This is a genomic window from Ornithinibacillus contaminans (assembly GCF_001038425.2).
GTDB classification, from domain to species: domain Bacteria; phylum Bacillota; class Bacilli; order Bacillales; family Amphibacillaceae; genus Ornithinibacillus; species Ornithinibacillus contaminans.
In genome coordinates this window covers 1-16,775 of the sequence record NZ_LDPV02000035.1, presented here as the reverse complement: position 1 = coordinate 16,775, position 16,775 = coordinate 1, and the positions used below count along the sequence as shown (strand labels likewise).

Sequence of the window (16,775 nt, the reverse complement as noted above, 5' to 3'; positions counted from 1 at the left end):
AGCACGATACCCGCTCCGGGAATATACTTCGCTTTCACTTCCAGCACAGGGGTGACATCTAATCGAAACTACCTCGCAGTGTCTACCTTGCCGCGGGGGGCTGGTGAGCCTCCTCGCGCTGAAAAGCAGTGCGCCTGTGTCTGCTAGTATCGCTTCGGAGTATGCTTCCTCAGCGCAAGGGAACGAAGAAGGTTATTCAAGTAGCACCCTCACTGCGGGGTCTCACCTAATCCCTTCCTCCCACAGGAGTCTACGCATATTCCCTACGCTGAATCAGTGCATTGTTCGTCCTTTTATCTTCTCATTTTACTTATGACACAGCCTGCCTTTTTTATAATGAAATGTTGTAAATATCTGGTCTGCGATCCTTAAAAATTGGAATCGTATTCCGTACTTCATCCACTTGATCTATATCAATTTCTGCTTCTAGGATTACTTCTTCTTCACTAGCCTCTGCGATAATTTCTCCCCAAGGTCCAATGACAATCGAATGTCCCCCGAATACATTATTCGGATCAGACCCCACTCGGTTACAAGCGACCACAAAGCATTGATTTTCAATCGCACGACTAATCAGTAATGCTCGCCAATGATCGATCCTAGACTTTGGCCATTCAGCGACGACATACAAAATCTTTGCGCCATCCAGTATATGGGTTCGAATCCATTCAGGAAAGCGGATGTCGTAGCAAATGACCCCAGCACTTTTATGACCAGCAAGTTCAAAGGTACCAGTCTCATTTCCTTCAACAAGGTGCTTTTCCTCATTCATAAGACGGAATAGATGTGCTTTACTGTACTCCTTCACGAGCTCCCCTTGCTGGTTCGCGACAATTAGGGTATTGGTGAATTTTTGATTAGCATGTTTAGCGATAGAACCACCAATAATATTTGTACGGTAGTGGCTAGCTAGTTTGCTAATAAACTGGATCGATTCCGTTCCATTATCATCAGCAATCTCATCCAAGCGGGTTAAATCATAGCCTGTTGTCCACAGCTCGGGTAGTACTACAACATCAGGCTTTGTTTCCGTTAACTTGTTAAATAGCTTTTCAACATGGTCATAATTAGCTTTTGGATTACCAAAGGCAATATCCATTTGAATAAGCGACACATTCAATCCCATTATTAAACGCCCCTACTGTTTTAAATTATCAATTGCACGTATAGCAGCTGCTACTTGCTTTGGGTCAGAAACTCCCATCAGGTGAATCGATTCGCCAGGCTTTGTGGCACCTTCAGCGATGATTTGAATGGCATTAGCTACATTTTCTGTGATGCCAAGTGCTCGAAGTGAGGTTGGAAGCTCCAAGGCATTATAGTAAGGCAGTAATTGTTCTACCTCATCTAAACGATCCTCTATCGCCAATTGTACTAACACACCAAAAGCCACTTTATCCCCGTGAAGATGCTGATGGGTCTCGCTCACATAGGTTAGTCCATTATGAATCGAGTGGGCACCGGAAATTCTCCCGTACTGATCACCATAACTACCAACCATCCCACCTGCCATAATGATTGTTTCGATGATACGAACAAATTCCACAGACATCGTCTTCGTGTTAAGTGCTTCAATTGCTTTGTTTCCTTCTTCAAGTAATACATCACGACATAGGCGGGCAGCATGAAGAGCTATTTCTAACGTAATGGGCCTTGGCTCGAGCTGGCGTGTTAAAACATCTGCCTCATACCATTTCGCAATGGTATCGCCTATACCCGCTCGTAAAAATGCTACTGGAGAATCGATAATGATTCGTGGTTCAAGGAGAACCATGTATGTACTTTGCGGGAAAACAATATATTCCAAAAAATTACCTTCTGTATCATAGAACACGCTCAATGGGGTCCATGCAGCACAATTGGAAGCAAGCGTTGGGATGAGGATGACAGGTAGACCTTGCTTAGCGCCAACCCCTTTTGCAATGTCTAAAATTTTTCCGCCACCAACGCCAATAATGACATCAGTGTGTGCTGCTGTTGTTAGTACACGAACTCTATCTACTTCTTCATGTGTACAATCGCCGTGATAGTTTATATAGGTTGTTTGTTCTGGTAAGGTGATATACGTCTTTGCTGCCTTCCAGGATGCATCCCCATGTATAACGACTGGCTGATGAAAGTGATGTTCATCTAAAAGAATTGTTAGTTCATCAAGTACACCTTCATAGCCTAAGTATAAATTGGGTGCTCCTTTTACTTGGATGACTTCCATCTTGTTTCTCCTCTCGGTCAATAAAATAACCCTCACTTCACTAGAAAAGAGAGGGGTGTGGTGGCTAGGACCTTCTCTTATCTCGCAATCTATCTGCAGGATTTAGCACCGTGCTGATATTCAACCGGTTGCCGGGCTTCATTGGGCCATTCCCTCCACCTTCTCGTCATAAGAGTGTTTTTATTTTCGGATTATTATGAAGCATTATCCCACCCCGTGCTGTGATTGTCAATGGAACCGCTAAAAAAAGTACTTTACAAACGTCGTGTGAATGACTATAGTTAGTAACTAGAATTTTACAGATTTTTCAGGAGAGTGAAACGACATGCATCACTTTGAACAAGCTGATTTGTTAAAACGATTACCCGAGCAGTTTTTCGCAAAACTCGTTCAAAAAGTTCAAAAGTTGGCAAATGAAGGCCATGACATTATCAATCTAGGACAAGGAAATCCAGATCTTCCAACTCCTGAACATATTGTAGAGGAACTGAGGGTAGCTTCAATTGACCCACAAAACCATAAGTATTCCCCGTTTCGCGGGCAACCATTTCTGAAGGAAGCAATAGCGGCATTCTATAAACGTGAATATGACGTCGATGTCGACCCACAAACAGAAGTAGCTGTGTTATTTGGTGCCAAGACAGGCTTAGTGGAAATAAGTCAATGCTTGTTAAACGCAGGAGATCTTGCACTTGTACCTGATCCAGGTTATCCAGACTATATGTCGGGTATTGCGATGGCTAATGCAGATATTGCGTTAATGCCATTAAAGGCAGAACATGATTTCTTACCAGATTATTCCGCCATTCCTACAAATGAGTTAGACCGGGCAAAATTAATGTTTTTAAATTACCCTAATAATCCTACAGCCGGAATTGCAACAAAGACGTTTTTCGATGAAACAATTGCATTAGCTAACAAGCATCAAATTTGTGTCGTACATGATTTTGCATACGGTGCGATAGGGTTTGACGGGGAAAAACCACAAAGCTTCCTTCAATCTGAAGGTGCAAAAGACATTGGTATTGAGATGTACACGTTATCGAAAACGTATAATATGGCAGGGTGGCGAGTTGGTTTTGCGGTTGGAAATAAATCAGTGATTGAAAGCATAAACTTAATTCAGGACCATCTGTATGTTAGTTTGTTCAGTGGTATACAGCATGCGGCAGCGAAAGCATTACTAGGTGATCAACAGAGTGTAGGGGAGCTTGTTCAAACCTACCAAGCTCGCAGGGATAAATTTATTCAGAGATTATATGACATTGGCTGGCAGGTAGAAGCACCAAAGGGTACTTTTTTTGCTTGGTTACCGGTACCTGAAGGGTATACTTCTGAGGAATTTGCTGACCTTTTACTAGAAAAAGCACATGTCGTAGTTGCCCCAGGTAATGGATTTGGCGAAAGTGGAGAAGGGTATGTGCGACTTGGTTTACTAGATCATGAAGACAGGCTAGTTGAAGCGGCTGAACGAATTGGGAGTTTAGGAATTTTTTAAACTAGCGATTGCTTCTACTAGTTTAGTAAATGCAGAATAATGGATACTTCTGAAAATTTACTGAAAATACATTGACAAATTACGAATCCGAGATTAATATAATAGCTAGCATAAAAATTAAATAAGAACGTTATCTTATCCAGAGTGACTGAGGGAACAGGCCCGAAGACGTCACAGCAACCTTCCTAGTGAGTGGTGCTACCTCCTGCAGAATGTTGTGCATTCTGAAAGATAAGGATTGAATAGATTATTCAAGACTCTCTTTCAGGTGGAAGAGGGTCTTTTTTTATTTTTTAAAATTGAAGAGTTTATGTGGAGTGAGGAAAGAAATGATAGCCATTGAAAATATTAGCAAGATATTTAAAACGAAGTCAGGCACCGTTGTCGGTGTTGATAATGTTTCTTTGACGATTGAAAAAGGGGAAATCTATGGCATCGTTGGGTATAGTGGCGCCGGTAAAAGTACGTTGATTCGGTGTATAAATGTGTTGGAGAGACCGACCACTGGGAAAGTTATCATTGATGGTGTCGATTTACTTAGCCTTTCTGACAAAGCACTTCGCCAGGAAAGACAATCTATCGGAATGATCTTTCAAGGATTTTATTTAGTGTCATCGAAAACAGTGTTTGATAATATTGCTTTTGCCCTAAAAGCAGCAGGGATGGAAAAGCGCAAACGCAAAGAACGTGTCTTGGAACTACTGGAATTAGTTGGTTTATCCGATAAAGTAGATCATTACCCTGCTCAATTGAGTGGTGGGCAAAAGCAGCGTGTTAGTATCGCACGTGCATTGGCAAATAATCCTAAAGTATTGCTTTGCGATGAGGCAACCTCTGCTCTAGATCCAAGTACGACGAAATCGATTCTGAAGCTATTGAAGAAAATCAATCAAGAATTAGGCATTACCATCGTTATCATTACCCACGAAATGGAAGTCGTAAAGGAAATTTGCGATCGCTGTGCGGTCATGCAGGATGGTAAGGTTATTGAGGAAGGGCAATCCTATGACATATTTGCAGAACCAACAAAACCATTAACGAAGCAGTTTATTAAAAGTGTGTTGGATTTTGAGTTGCCACAAAAGCTAGTAGAAGCCTGTACTGGAACATTAGTGCAATTACAATTTAGAGGTAATTTAGCTAGTGAAGCAGTTGTATCGGATATGCTGCAGAAACATAAGGTAAGTGGAAATATTCTTCACGGAAAAGTGGAGTATATCAAAGAAACACCGCTTGGGATATTCATTATGGAGCTAAATGGTGAGCAATCTGAAATAGATGGTGCCATTCGTTACTTAGAAGACCGAATTCAGCAAGTGGAGGTGATCCAGTAACATGGCAGATATAGTTAACCGAATTGTGGAGTTATTACCAGAATTGAATACAGCATTTTTTGAGACGTTACTGATGGTTGGCATAGCATTAGTAGTTGCACTACTTATCGGATTGCCAATGGGAATTTTGTTATATGTAACAGACCGGGGACTATTTTTAGAGAATCGATTTTTAAAGCTACTTACTGGAATCGTTGTGAACTTAGTTCGATCAGTACCATTCCTAATTTTACTTGTATTTTTAATCCCATTGACAAAAGCAATTGTACATACAACAATCGGACCACTTGCTGCGTCAGTTTCCTTATCAGTAGCTGCCATTCCGTTTTATGCAAGGATTGTGGAGACAGCTGCCCGCGAAATTGATAAAGGTGTTATCGAAGCGGCCGTCGCAGTTGGTGCATCGCCTTGGATGATTATCCGAGAGATTATTTTACCAGAGGCGAAATCAGGCTTAATAAGTGGTCTGACGATTACATGTATTAGCTTAATTGGATATTCTGCCATGGCTGGAACAGTTGGCGGAGGCGGAATAGGAGATTTAGCTATTCGTTATGGCTATTATCGATACGACGATACGGTCATGTTTACGACAGTTATTATCTTAATCGTGTTAGTTCAGTTCATACAGTATCTTGGCGATTTTCTAGCAAAAGTTGTAAACAAACGCTAAGTAACTATAATCATTTGAAAAAAATTACGTAGGGGGAAATGAATCAATGAAAAAATATCTAGTAGCACTTATCGCATTACTATTCGTAGGAATTCTTGCTGCTTGTGGCTCTGATGAGGGAACCGAAGCAGATGGTGAGAAAAAGACCATCCAATTCGGTGCAACGACTGGACCATACAGTGATATGGTAACAAAAGCAATTGCACCATTATTAGAAGAAAAAGGCTATGAAGTAAAAAATACCGAGTTTAGTGATTACATCCAACCGAATAATGCATTGGCAAATGGTGATTTAGACGCGAATCTTTTCCAACATAAAATTTATCTAGAAGCATTTGCTGAAGAGAATGGGTTAGATTTATCTGAAGTTATTATTGTTCCGACAGCTCCAATGGGTCTATTTTCGAATAAATACGATAGTATCGATGCCATTGAAGACGGAAGTACAATTGTCATTGCTAATGACCCAACAAACCTAGCAAGAACATTATTAATGCTTCAAGATGAAGGGTTAATTACAATTAGCGAAGAAGTAGATCCACTTACGGCTTCTGTGAAGGATATTGTAGAGAATCCGAAAAACATCAACTTTGAAGAAATCGAGGCTGGACAATTACCACGTGCAGTGGAAAGTGAAGATTTAGCAGCGGTTCCTGGTAACTTTGCCCTTGCTGCGGAAATGGATTTATTAGATGCACTTGCACTGGAAAACATGCCAGATGATTACCGTAACCGTGTCGTTGTTAATACAAAAGATTTAGATGCACAATTTGTAAAAGATATTAAAGAAGTTATTGAGTCAGAAGAGTTTGAAGCAATTATCGATGAAGAATTCCAAGGCTTTGGGAAACCAGAGTGGATGCTGAATAGATAATGGAGAGAAGAGTGCCTGCGGGTGCTCTTTTTTTTTGGATACTGCAACACATGTCTAGTTCATATCCAGCTGATTACGATACATACTAAAGGGTAATGCTAACAGCTGAGGTGAACGCGTGTGGTCCAGGGCACAGTGAATTGGAATACAAAGCTTGATAAAGATTGGCTACAGAATTATGTGGATGATTGGGTTGCTTTTTACCGGAAATCTACCGAAGAAGGGGAGGTAGCTTCCTATATTCCGATTTTGAGTAAAGCAAATCCGAATCATTTAGGAATAACGATCCATGGAAAAAATGGCATGATCATTCGTTCGGGGGATGTCGATGTCCCCTTTACCATTCAAAGCATTTCCAAAGTAATTAGCTTTGTTGTAGCATGTATGGAAAGAGGAGTTGGTTATGTTTTAGACAGAGTTGATGTGGAACCAACCGGAGAAGCATTTAACTCTATCATGCATTTAGAGATGAAGAGTTTAAATAAGCCCTTTAATCCATTTGTAAATGCCGGTGCACTAACTGTTAGTTCGATGCTAAATGGCAAAACAGCTGATGAAAAGCTCAATCCTATGTTTGAGCTTTTGGAAAAAATGATTGGTTATCGACCTTCTATAAACGAAGAGGTGTATCAGTCTGAAAACGCATCCTCCGCACGAAATCGTGCAATCGGTTATTATTTGATTGAGACAGGATTTTTGGAGTCAGACCTCGAAATAACATTAGAGACCTATTTTAAACAATGCTCGATTGAAATAACGGTAGATGATTTAGCGAAAATAGGCTTAATTTTAGCGTGTGATGGACAGGACCCTTCTAATGAAGAGGAAATTATCCCTCGCCAAATTGCCCGTATTGCTAAAGCGTTAATGCTCACCTGTGGAATGTATGACGCCTCTGGGAAATTTGCTACTTATGTTGGCATTCCAGCCAAAAGTGGCGTGTCTGGTGGTATCGTTGCAGTAGCTCCACCACGAGTTCGCCATGCGACATTTCCGTTTATCGAAGGGTGTGGAATCGGAGTTTTTGGTCCCTCACTTGAGGAAAGAGGAAATAGTATCGCAGGAATGAAACTATTAAAACATATTGCATCACAATGGGATTTAAGTATTTTTTGATGGGGGAGAAATGGTATGTGTGGAAGGTATACGTTACTAGCTGATGAATTAGAAATTCTCGAGGAGTTTGGTATCGAACGAGCGATTGAAGGTTTTCATCCTAGCTATAATATTGCTCCGGGTCAAGACGTGCTCGCAATCATTCATGACGGTAAGGCAAAGCGAGCTGGTTATTTACGCTGGGGACTTGTCCCGTCATGGGCACAGGATGAAAAAATCGGCTATAAAATGATTAATGCTAGAAGTGAATCGGCACATGAAAAGCCTAGCTTTAAAAATCTAATCTCTCGAAAACGTTGCTTAATTGTGGCAGATAGCTTTTATGAATGGCAACGAACAGAAGACCAGAAGCAGCCGAAACGAATCCATCTAGCTGAACGTAAACTATTTGCTTTTGCTGGTCTTTGGGACAAATGGCATCATAATGATAAAACGCTATTCACCTGCACCATTCTGACACGCGAGGCGAATCCATTCATGCAGAATATCCATCACCGTATGCCAATTATTTTGCCTAAGGAAAAGGAAGAAGAATGGATTAAGCCGGAACATATGGAGACAGGGGAGGCGCATGAATTTTTGGCAGGATTAGTGGAACACACTCAGGAATTAACTGCATATAACGTATCCAACTATGTCAATGCTGCTAAGAACAATGATGAATCATGTATTACCCCACTTGTGGATTGATGAGGATTGGTGCTGAGAGATTGCTCAGGTAGAGTTTTTCATGAATCGGTCTGGAAAATGGCTCAGAGAATTGGTCTCAAGTCCAGTTCTCCTCGAATCGGGCAGAAAAATGACTCAGAGAACTAGACCCACCCAGCTCAGTCCCTCATCCAGCCATACAAAAAGCCCTTAAGCACCACGCTCAAGGGCTTTAAAAATCTATAGTTGCTTTTCCTTTCTATAGTTCTTCATAATATGAATAAATTCGTTTGCTTTTTCCTCTGGTGCTCGAGTGATTAGACTAACGCCAATAAACAGAATGGTTGATATGATTAGTCCCCAAATCCCAGAGCCTAAATCTAGTGGCTTCCATTTTGTTAGCTCAAGGAATAGCACAAGAACTGCACTAATTGTTACGCTGGAGATGACTCCTGCTGCTGTTCCGCGCTTCCAGAAGAAGGTTCCAAAGAACGCTGGTACGACGACAATTAAACCAGAAGATGCAGCGACTGATAGTACCGCGATTAAGTTTAATTCAAGCTCAGCGAATGCATAGGCTAAGATGGCGATTACTGGGATAACGATTTTCCCAACTTTTAATTGTTTCGTATCGTCAGGCCGATTACGAGTATTTCCATAGACATCGCGAGCAAACATCGATGACAGAGTTAGCATAATGGAATCAATGGTGGATACTGCTGCAGCTAGTATTCCAACCATGACAATGACGCCAAGTACCGGCGGAACCACTTCTGATGATAACAAACTAGGTGTTGCCAAATCGGCTGTTTCTAAGCCAGGGAAGAGCTGCATTGCGGAGAATCCCCATAGTACCGATACAAATGTATAAATTAATCCAAATACAAGAAAGCCAATCAGCATTTGTCGCAATCCTTTTAAGGAATTAGGCATAAACATGCGCTGACTTACCTGTGGATTCGAAATACTAAAGAAAAACCATGGGATCGTGAGTCCTAAAAATGTTAAGAAATTAAAATAACCATTTCCAGGTACAGACAAAGCTTCTGGCTTCGTTGTTTGTAAAGTATCAAAGAATTGACCAAATCCACCAAGTGAATTAACAATAATAATAACAACCAAAGTCGATGTGATAATCATGAAAATGGCTTGCAGTGAATCGGTCCAAACCACTGAACGAATCCCAGCTGTATAAGAGAAAAATAATGCCAATACAGTTGCGATAATCACACCAGCTGTAAATGGAATCGCATTATTGGTGATACCTTGTAATAAATAGCCAACCCCAGCTAATTGAACTGCACTATATGGGATTAAAAATAAACAACTAACAAGTGCAATTACTGCAGCGACTCCTTTGCTTTGGAATCGATCCCCTACCATTTCTGAAGGGGTCACATAGCCATTCTTTTTACCAGCCAGCCAAAAGCGCGGGCCAAAAAGTACGATAAGTGATACACCTGTAAAATAGACAATTTCAAAACCTAATGCACCGACACCGCCTTGATAAGTAAGTCCAGCTAAACCAACCATCATAAAAGCACTGTAGGTTGTTGTGCTATAGCTAAGTGCCGATAAGATTCCATTCATTTTACGATTTCCGATAAAATAACCAGCCATTCCTGGCAGGTTTCCTTTTCGTGACAATAACGCAATCACGGAAGCGACTATTGTATAGATGACAATTCCCCATATGACAAAACTAGTATTCAAGTTATTCCCTCCAACCCTTGGTAATCATGACATTCGCAATAATAATGACGATTCCGGTTATTCCCCAATATAAAAAGCTTCCATACCATGCCTGAACATCAGACAGTATAGTAAATGGGATGATATAGGCAAGTAGAATAGCAAGAACGATAACAATTCCCCAAAATCGATTTGATAGCTTCTTTTCCATTTAGGCTCGTCTCCCTTACGATATTTTTTAATAGCATTCATAGTTTTGTAAAGTTTATAGTTTACAAGTGTCTTTACACATATATTTACACAATGGAATCTAAAAATCAATCCCTAATTTTTGAAGTGAGGTAGAAATAATGCGTTATCACATCAAGTTAGCTATAATAAGAAGTAATCAAACGGTATATCGGTAGTATGGCAGGAAGAACGAAACGTATGCGGAGGGTTTAAGATGAAAGGGGAAACCACTAAACTATTTGGAGAAAAGCGGCGAGAAATGATTTTAGCTTGGCTGAAGTCGGAAGGTGAGCCAATCACTGGAAAAGAACTATCAGAGCGTACCCATGTTAGTCGGCAAGTAATTGTTCAGGATATTTCTTTATTAAAAGCAACGGGCGAACCCATTATTGCCACAGCAAGAGGCTATGTCTATTTTAAAGAAAATCATGCGAACAAAAAATCAACACGTGTCATTGTTGTTTCCCATTCATCAGAACAGACCGCTGATGAACTCTATAGGTTAGTAGATCACGGTGTAACGGTTCAAAATGTCATGGTGGAACATCCAATCTATGGTGATATAACAGGATCGTTAATGCTAAAAAATAGAAAAGAAGTAGATGTTTTTCTCGCTGAATTAAAGAAAACAGGTGCATCATTATTATCTAAATTAACAGAGGGTGTTCACCTACATACGATTGAAGCGGATAGTGATGAAGTGTTAAATGAGGCTTGTGATGCATTAAGGGAAGCGGGGTATTTATTAGAGGATTAATGGAATTTAGCGCACCTGGGGAAAAGTATTTCCGTAATGTACAGATAAAAGTTTAAGAAGAGCTTTAGAAAAGGTTGGGGTAAATAGAATTTTCCCCAACCTTTTCTAATCCTTCTATCTATGTGTTCTCAGTGTTACGACGACGTACTACCAAACTTCCGCTGTTCCTTTTCCTCCTTGGCCACCTTTAAGAATTTCTTCGTTTCATAGGCAACAACCCCAGAAAGACCAATTATACCTATTAGGTTTGGTACTGCCATCAATGCATTCATAATATCAGAAATTCCCCAGACAAGATCCAGCGTTTCAATCGCACCATACATGACCGCGAGAACGAATAGTACGCGGTAGATAGGGACGACACGATCGTTAAACAAGTAGGCAAAGCATTTCTCTCCGTAATAAGACCAGCCAACAATAGTAGAAAACGCGAATAAAACAATCGCGATGGTTACGATATAACTGCCGGCATCACCTAGAAATGCTGCAAAGGATGCTGACGTTAGCGGACCACCTTCTAATCCACTACTGCTAAGGTCTGCCATGACAATCGTGATTCCGGTAATGGAACAAACAATTATCGTATCGATAAATACTTGAGTCATGGATACGAGAGCTTGCCGTCCAGGGTAATCTGTCTTAGCTGCTGCAGCTGCGATTGGAGCAGAGCCTAAACCTGCCTCATTGGAGAACACTCCACGAGCGACACCATAGCGAATAACAGTTCCGAGTATTCCACCACCAACAGCACTTGCTGTGAAAGCGTCTGTAAAAATTAATTCGATTGCTTGAGGGACGATATTGAGATTCATGATGATAATAATTAGTCCGCCTATGACGTAAAATAAAGCCATAATAGGTACGAAAAAAGCTGTTACTTTTCCGATGCTTTTAATACCGCCGAGGATGACAACTGCTGCTAACAGAGTTAATACTATTCCCGTCACCCAGGTAGGGATACTAAAAGAATTTTGAAGCGCGTCCGATACTGAGTTTGCTTGTACCATATTTCCAATACCGAATGCAGCAATTGCACCGAAAATGGCAAATAAAACCCCAAGCCATTTTGCATGTAATCCTTTTTCTAAATAGTACATTGGACCGCCGGACATTTCGCCTTTCCTGTTTTGGACCCGGTATTTAACCGCTAAAATTGCTTCAGCGTATTTGGTTGCCATGCCAAATAATGCTGTAATCCACATCCAAAAAACTGCACCAGGTCCACCGGCTACAACAGCGGTGGCCACCCCAACAATGTTACCAGTTCCAATTGTGGCAGCCATAGCGGTTGTTAACGCTTGATAATGACTAATATCGCCTTTTGACTGTTTATCTTGTCTGGTTGGACTAAATGCTAATCGAAGTGCATAGGGGAGTGTACGAATTTGTAAAAATCCTAGTCGCAACGTTAAATAAATCCCAGTTCCCACTACTAAAATCAAGGTAGGTGGTCCCCAAACAAATGAACTGATGTCATTGATTAATTGTTGCATGACGATTTCCTCCTTTTCCATTAGATTACCTCTATAATATTTTCATAAATTAACAAAAATAACTGTAAACAGCAAATGACACCCAGCTTATTGACATTCTTTTTACTTAAACTGCGTGAAAAGTTTGATTATAATAGGGATTGAAGGGTGGTTAAGGACATGATTAACGTTTTATTTGTTTGTTTAGGAAATATTTGCCGTTCTCCAATGGCCGAAGCAATTTTTCGTCATCAGCTACAGCAAGCGGGGTTAGCCGATGAAATTAGTGTGGATTCAGGTGGAATTGGTGGCTGGCATGTAGGGGAGCCGCCACATAAGGGAACAAGAACGATTTTGGACCGAGAAAAAATTTCATATGATGGAATACGAGTAAGACAGGTTAAAAAGAGTGATTGGGAAGAATTTGATTATATTATTGCGATGGATGACCAAAATATAAATGATTTAAAACAAATTCATGCAGGAAACGAACATGTTATGGTAAAGAAACTAATGGAGTTTGTGGACCAGCCGAAAGAACGGAATGTACCCGACCCGTACTATACTGGTGACTTTGAGTACACTTATGAATTAGTTTCGGAGGGCTGTTCTAATCTGCTTTCGTATATTAGAAGCAACCATAACATATAACAAAAGGAGAGGTGCTAAGTGGGTAAAAAACGATTATTAGCAAGTATTGCAATTGGTGCTGAGGTAGGTGGTATGACAGCATTATTCGACCGAGAAACAAGAGGATATACCAAATATAAGCTGAGTAATGATAAGGAAAAATCAGCTTATCTGATAAAGCATCCAACAGAATCAATTCATAATGCAAGGCTAGCTATGGAGGAATTCAGTGAAGCATTTGTCTACCAGGCAGAAAATGCAACAAATGCTCTTGCCCAGGTGGAGAATACAATCGAGCGGGTAACAGCAGGCTCAAGAACGAAACGAATTAGAGGTTGATTGGGTAGGAGGTTGAAGCTTGGAACGAATCAAGACCTTTATAAAAAAGCTAATTGGGCGCATATTTGAGGAAGAGGCTTTTGGTCTTTCCGCACAATTAGCTTATTTTTTTCTATTATCACTATTTCCGTTATTGATTGTGGTTATTACGCTTGTAGGCTACCTACCAATAGATGAGCAAATTTTGCTACGAATGCTATCGCGTGTTGCGCCGGCGGATTCGATGCAATTGATTGAAGATAATATTAAGCATTTAGTGGATCAACAAAATGGACAACTCTTATCTGTCGGTATTATTGGTACGCTATGGGCAGCATCGAATGGAATTAATGCAATTATGCGGGTATTGAACGATGCCTATGAGGTGGAAGAGAATCGACTTTTTATTGTTTCTAGAATGATTGCACTTATTTTAACGATAGCTATGGTGGGTATCCTAGTTCTAGCTATTTTGCTGCCGATTCTTGGCAGAATGCTCGGTGTTTATTTGTTTTCCTTTTTTGGGTTATCAGATGATTTTATCCATATATGGGAAATGCTCCGTTGGGTAGTAACATCGATTGTATTTTTTATCGTATTTCTATTCTTATATAAGCTTGCTCCGAATATAAAGGTCTATTTCAGAGATGTCTTCTGGGGTGCTTTGTTTGCTACGGTAACCTGGCAGCTCGTATCACTTATCTTTTCGTATTACGTTGCAAATTTAGGTCATTACTCCGCGACATATGGTAGCTTAGGTGCTGTGATTACGTTAATGATATGGTTTTATATATCTGCCTTTATCGTTATTGTTGGCGGGATAATCAATGCAATTTTGAGTAAAATGAAATAGTTTATTACGTGTAGTGGGTAAAGTCATCTAATGGTGATTTTATCCACTATTTCAAGTAAACATAACGTCATTAAATAACTACGTTTATACCTGACGAAACAGATGGGAAGGGGCTACTTCAGAAAAATGAATCAGGGGTACAGGTTGTTATCATTTGATACGATTGTATTGTAGAGACAGATTAGAAAATAGTGAACAATATTTGTATTAATCACTTAATACTGTTACAATCTATACTGTTGAAATATGTATAACAGATTAAATATTGAGGGGGATGCAACGTGAAAAAAATTATTTTTGCTGTATTCATAAGTTTAATCGTCGTGCTTAGTGGTTGTGGAGATGATTCCAAAGAGGACGTAAAAGATACTGTTTGGGCATCGATTGAAGAAAAAGGGGAAATTGTAGTAGGTACTGCTGGCACACTATATCCTGCTTCTTATTATCCAGAGGGATCTGATGAATTAACTGGATATGATGTAGAAGTTGCTCGTGAAATTGCGAAGCGCTTAGGAGTAGACATAAAATTTGAAGAAATGGCTTTTGATTCAATGTTAACGGCACTTCAGAGTGGCCGTGTAGATATGATACAAGCAAGTCCAAGAGAGGCTAGTCGCGAACAATTTGCTTTTTCAGAGCCAATTAAATATTCGTTTGCAACGATGATTGTTAGATCAGATGATTTATCTGGTATCCAAACATTAGAAGATTTAGCTGGCAAAAAAGCTGGTGGAGCAAATACCACGGTTTATAGTGATATTGCTAGGAAATTTGGTGCAGAAGTTGTAACCTACGGAAATGTCACGAATGATGCATACTTACGAGACGTTCACAATGGTCGTACAGATGTCGTCATCAATGATTATTATTTGCAAAGTCTGGCAATCCAAGCATTTCCAGAGTTCAATATTACCTTACATCCAGATTTACGATTCCATCCTACTACGAATAACGTAGCACTAGATAAGGATGCGACCGTGTTACTTGAAAAAATCAATGATATTATTGCAGAAATGAAAGAAGACGGGACATTAACGGAGATTTCAGCTGAATTCTTTGGTGGATTAGATGTATCAAAGGAACCGGAAGAAGAAGTAATTGAAATCGAAGGCATTGAATAGTAGGGTGTGGCGATGTTTGAAATTGATCAGGTTCAGTTAAACAATATGTTTGATGCTGAATTAGCCTGGGAGAGTCTGCCATTTTTGCTACAAGGGGTACCGATGACCATATTGCTTGCAATTATCGGAATGGTTGGCGGACTTATTTTAGGCTTTTTCGTCGCATTAGCCAGACGTTCCAAAAATATACTGCTGCGCTGGCCATCGCGAATCTATATATCGTTTATGCGGAGTACACCAATTATCGTGTTTTTGTTTTTAATCTATTATGGACTCCCGATTATCGGTATAAAGCTTACGGCATTTCTTGCAGCATCGATTGCATTTGGGTTAAATAGTGCGGGTTACATTGCAGAAATTTATCGAGCGGCATTATCTAGTGTCGATAATGGGCAATGGGAGGCTGCGAAGGCGCTTAATATGAGCTACTGGAAAACAATGTGGAAGATCATTTTGCCACAGGCAATCCGTATCGCCATTCCACCGCTAGCTAATGTGTTTTTAAGTGTTATGCTCAGTACATCGTTAGCTGCTATTATTACAGTTCCGGAGCTGTTTCAAAAAGCACAAATCGTTGCTGGACGAACATTCGATGGGATGACAATGTATATATTGGTCATGCTCATATACTGGCCAATTGGAATAGCGATTTCCTTTTTACAGGATCGCTTAGAAAAGAAATATGAAAATTTTATGAAAGTAAATTGATTAGAAGTGAAAAAAGGAGATTAGCTAAGCTGAACTGCCCCCTGTCAAGTAGACAGGTAAAAAAACAAATTTTTTGTGCCATGTATGAATTCCATGCATGGCTTTTCTTATGCTGGAATTCTTAGCCCCATCTTCAACGTCACGCGCTTTGTATTATAAAATTCAATATAAGCCTCAATATCTTTTTCTAATTCTTCAAATGTGTTATAAGTGGTTAATCGATACATCTCTTCCTTGATGATCCCCCAAAAATTCTCCATTGGACCGTTATCAATACATCTACCAACACGTGACATGCTCTGGATAATTTTGTGTTCTTCCACAAAGTTTTTAAATCCATGGGAGGTGTATTGAAAGCCACGATCACTATGAAATAATGTCTTCATTGGAATAATCGTATCTTTAATCTGAGTGACCGTATCACGTACTAAGGCATTGTTATTATGTCGTGATAATTTATAGGCTACAATTTTATTTTCACCATAATCCAAGATGGCACTTAAATATGCTTTCGAATGAACTCCGTACTTGAATTCAGTGACATCTGTTAATAATACTTCCATCGCGTTATAGTCGGCTTGGAATTTTCTATTTAAAACATTTTCAGCTATATGTTGCGGTTTATGTGGCTTATAGGT

At 40.0% G+C, this 16,775-nt stretch carries 18 protein-coding genes and 2 riboswitches; of the genes, 12 read left to right on the top strand and 6 right to left on the bottom strand.

The features are described 5' to 3' along the window. Positions 1-331 precede the first annotated feature (331 nt). Both JF53_RS08685 and JF53_RS08680 read right to left on the bottom strand, forming a co-directional pair. A complete protein-coding gene (locus JF53_RS08685; RefSeq protein ID WP_047980435.1) occupies positions 332-1,126 on the bottom strand; it encodes a carbon-nitrogen family hydrolase in 795 nt (264 codons plus the stop codon). 12 nt (positions 1,127-1,138) lie between these two features. Further along, the gene (locus tag JF53_RS08680; protein ID WP_047980434.1) at positions 1,139-2,212 is read right to left on the bottom strand and encodes an iron-containing alcohol dehydrogenase family protein; all 1,074 of its coding nucleotides are present in this window, start codon (positions 2,210-2,212) and stop codon (positions 1,139-1,141) included. Positions 2,213-2,286: 74 nt separating this feature from the next. Beyond that, a riboswitch (SAM riboswitch) is annotated at positions 2,287-2,387 on the bottom strand. A 150-nt stretch (positions 2,388-2,537) separates the two neighbouring features. On the opposite strand from JF53_RS08680, the gene JF53_RS08675 reads away from it, so the two are divergent. The 6 genes from JF53_RS08675 (at position 2,538) to JF53_RS08650 (ending at position 8,397) form a co-directional block, all read left to right on the top strand. Then, on the top strand, positions 2,538-3,710 hold the full coding sequence (locus JF53_RS08675) for a pyridoxal phosphate-dependent aminotransferase (protein WP_047980433.1): 1,173 nt from the start codon (positions 2,538-2,540) through the stop codon (positions 3,708-3,710). Positions 3,711-3,842: 132 nt separating this feature from the next. Continuing rightward, a riboswitch (SAM riboswitch) is annotated at positions 3,843-3,948 on the top strand. A gap of 91 nt (positions 3,949-4,039) precedes the next feature. Continuing rightward, positions 4,040-5,044 carry a methionine ABC transporter ATP-binding protein gene (locus JF53_RS08670; protein ID WP_047980432.1) on the top strand — a complete coding sequence of 335 codons (1,005 nt, stop codon included), beginning with the start codon at positions 4,040-4,042 and terminating at the stop codon, positions 5,042-5,044. A gap of 1 nt (position 5,045) precedes the next feature. Further along, positions 5,046-5,717, top strand: coding sequence for a methionine ABC transporter permease (locus JF53_RS08665; RefSeq protein WP_047980431.1), 672 nt, complete (start codon positions 5,046-5,048; stop codon positions 5,715-5,717). Positions 5,718-5,763: 46 nt separating this feature from the next. Beyond that, entirely contained in the window at positions 5,764-6,591 is an 828-nt protein-coding gene (locus JF53_RS08660) for a MetQ/NlpA family ABC transporter substrate-binding protein (protein ID WP_047980430.1), read from the top strand. Between the two features lie 120 nt (positions 6,592-6,711). Next, positions 6,712-7,707 carry a glutaminase gene (locus JF53_RS08655; protein WP_047980429.1) on the top strand — a complete coding sequence of 332 codons (996 nt, stop codon included), beginning with the start codon at positions 6,712-6,714 and terminating at the stop codon, positions 7,705-7,707. Positions 7,708-7,722: 15 nt separating this feature from the next. Further along, entirely contained in the window at positions 7,723-8,397 is a 675-nt protein-coding gene (locus tag JF53_RS08650) for an SOS response-associated peptidase (protein WP_047980428.1), read from the top strand. Between the two features lie 198 nt (positions 8,398-8,595). Here JF53_RS08650 and JF53_RS08645 read toward each other — a convergent pair whose 3' ends face one another. Next, on the bottom strand, positions 8,596-10,068 hold the full coding sequence (locus JF53_RS08645) for a sodium:solute symporter family protein (RefSeq protein WP_047980427.1): 1,473 nt from the start codon (positions 10,066-10,068) through the stop codon (positions 8,596-8,598). 1 nt (position 10,069) lies between these two features. Then, the gene (locus tag JF53_RS08640) at positions 10,070-10,258 is read right to left on the bottom strand and encodes a hypothetical protein (protein WP_047980426.1); all 189 of its coding nucleotides are present in this window, start codon (positions 10,256-10,258) and stop codon (positions 10,070-10,072) included. Between the two features lie 234 nt (positions 10,259-10,492). Here JF53_RS08640 and JF53_RS08635 point away from each other — a divergent pair, with 234 nt between their 5' ends. Then, entirely contained in the window at positions 10,493-11,035 is a 543-nt protein-coding gene (locus JF53_RS08635) for a transcription repressor NadR (RefSeq protein WP_047980425.1), read from the top strand. 134 nt (positions 11,036-11,169) lie between these two features. Here JF53_RS08635 and JF53_RS08630 read toward each other — a convergent pair whose 3' ends face one another. Continuing rightward, the gene (locus tag JF53_RS08630) at positions 11,170-12,528 is read right to left on the bottom strand and encodes an alanine/glycine:cation symporter family protein (protein WP_047980443.1); all 1,359 of its coding nucleotides are present in this window, start codon (positions 12,526-12,528) and stop codon (positions 11,170-11,172) included. A 159-nt stretch (positions 12,529-12,687) separates the two neighbouring features. Here JF53_RS08630 and JF53_RS08625 point away from each other — a divergent pair, with 159 nt between their 5' ends. The 5 genes from JF53_RS08625 to JF53_RS08605 all read left to right on the top strand — a co-directional run bounded on the left by JF53_RS08625 (position 12,688) and on the right by JF53_RS08605 (position 16,137). Beyond that, a complete protein-coding gene (locus tag JF53_RS08625) occupies positions 12,688-13,158 on the top strand; it encodes a low molecular weight protein-tyrosine-phosphatase (protein WP_047980424.1) in 471 nt (156 codons plus the stop codon). Positions 13,159-13,176: 18 nt separating this feature from the next. After that, a complete protein-coding gene (locus tag JF53_RS08620; RefSeq protein ID WP_047980423.1) occupies positions 13,177-13,476 on the top strand; it encodes a hypothetical protein in 300 nt (99 codons plus the stop codon). A gap of 19 nt (positions 13,477-13,495) precedes the next feature. Further along, entirely contained in the window at positions 13,496-14,308 is an 813-nt protein-coding gene (locus JF53_RS08615; protein WP_047980422.1) for a YihY/virulence factor BrkB family protein, read from the top strand. 281 nt (positions 14,309-14,589) lie between these two features. Beyond that, complete coding sequence (locus JF53_RS08610; RefSeq protein WP_047980421.1) at positions 14,590-15,429, top strand: transporter substrate-binding domain-containing protein; 840 nt, start codon at positions 14,590-14,592, stop codon at positions 15,427-15,429. Positions 15,430-15,441: 12 nt separating this feature from the next. Continuing rightward, positions 15,442-16,137: an amino acid ABC transporter permease gene (locus JF53_RS08605; protein WP_047980420.1), complete on the top strand. Its 696-nt coding sequence runs from the start codon at positions 15,442-15,444 to the stop codon at positions 16,135-16,137. 107 nt (positions 16,138-16,244) lie between these two features. Here the strand turns inward: JF53_RS08605 and JF53_RS08600 are convergent. Beyond that, a partial coding sequence (locus JF53_RS08600; RefSeq protein WP_047982126.1) for an IS3 family transposase occupies positions 16,245-16,775 on the bottom strand: 531 nt, incomplete at its 5' end.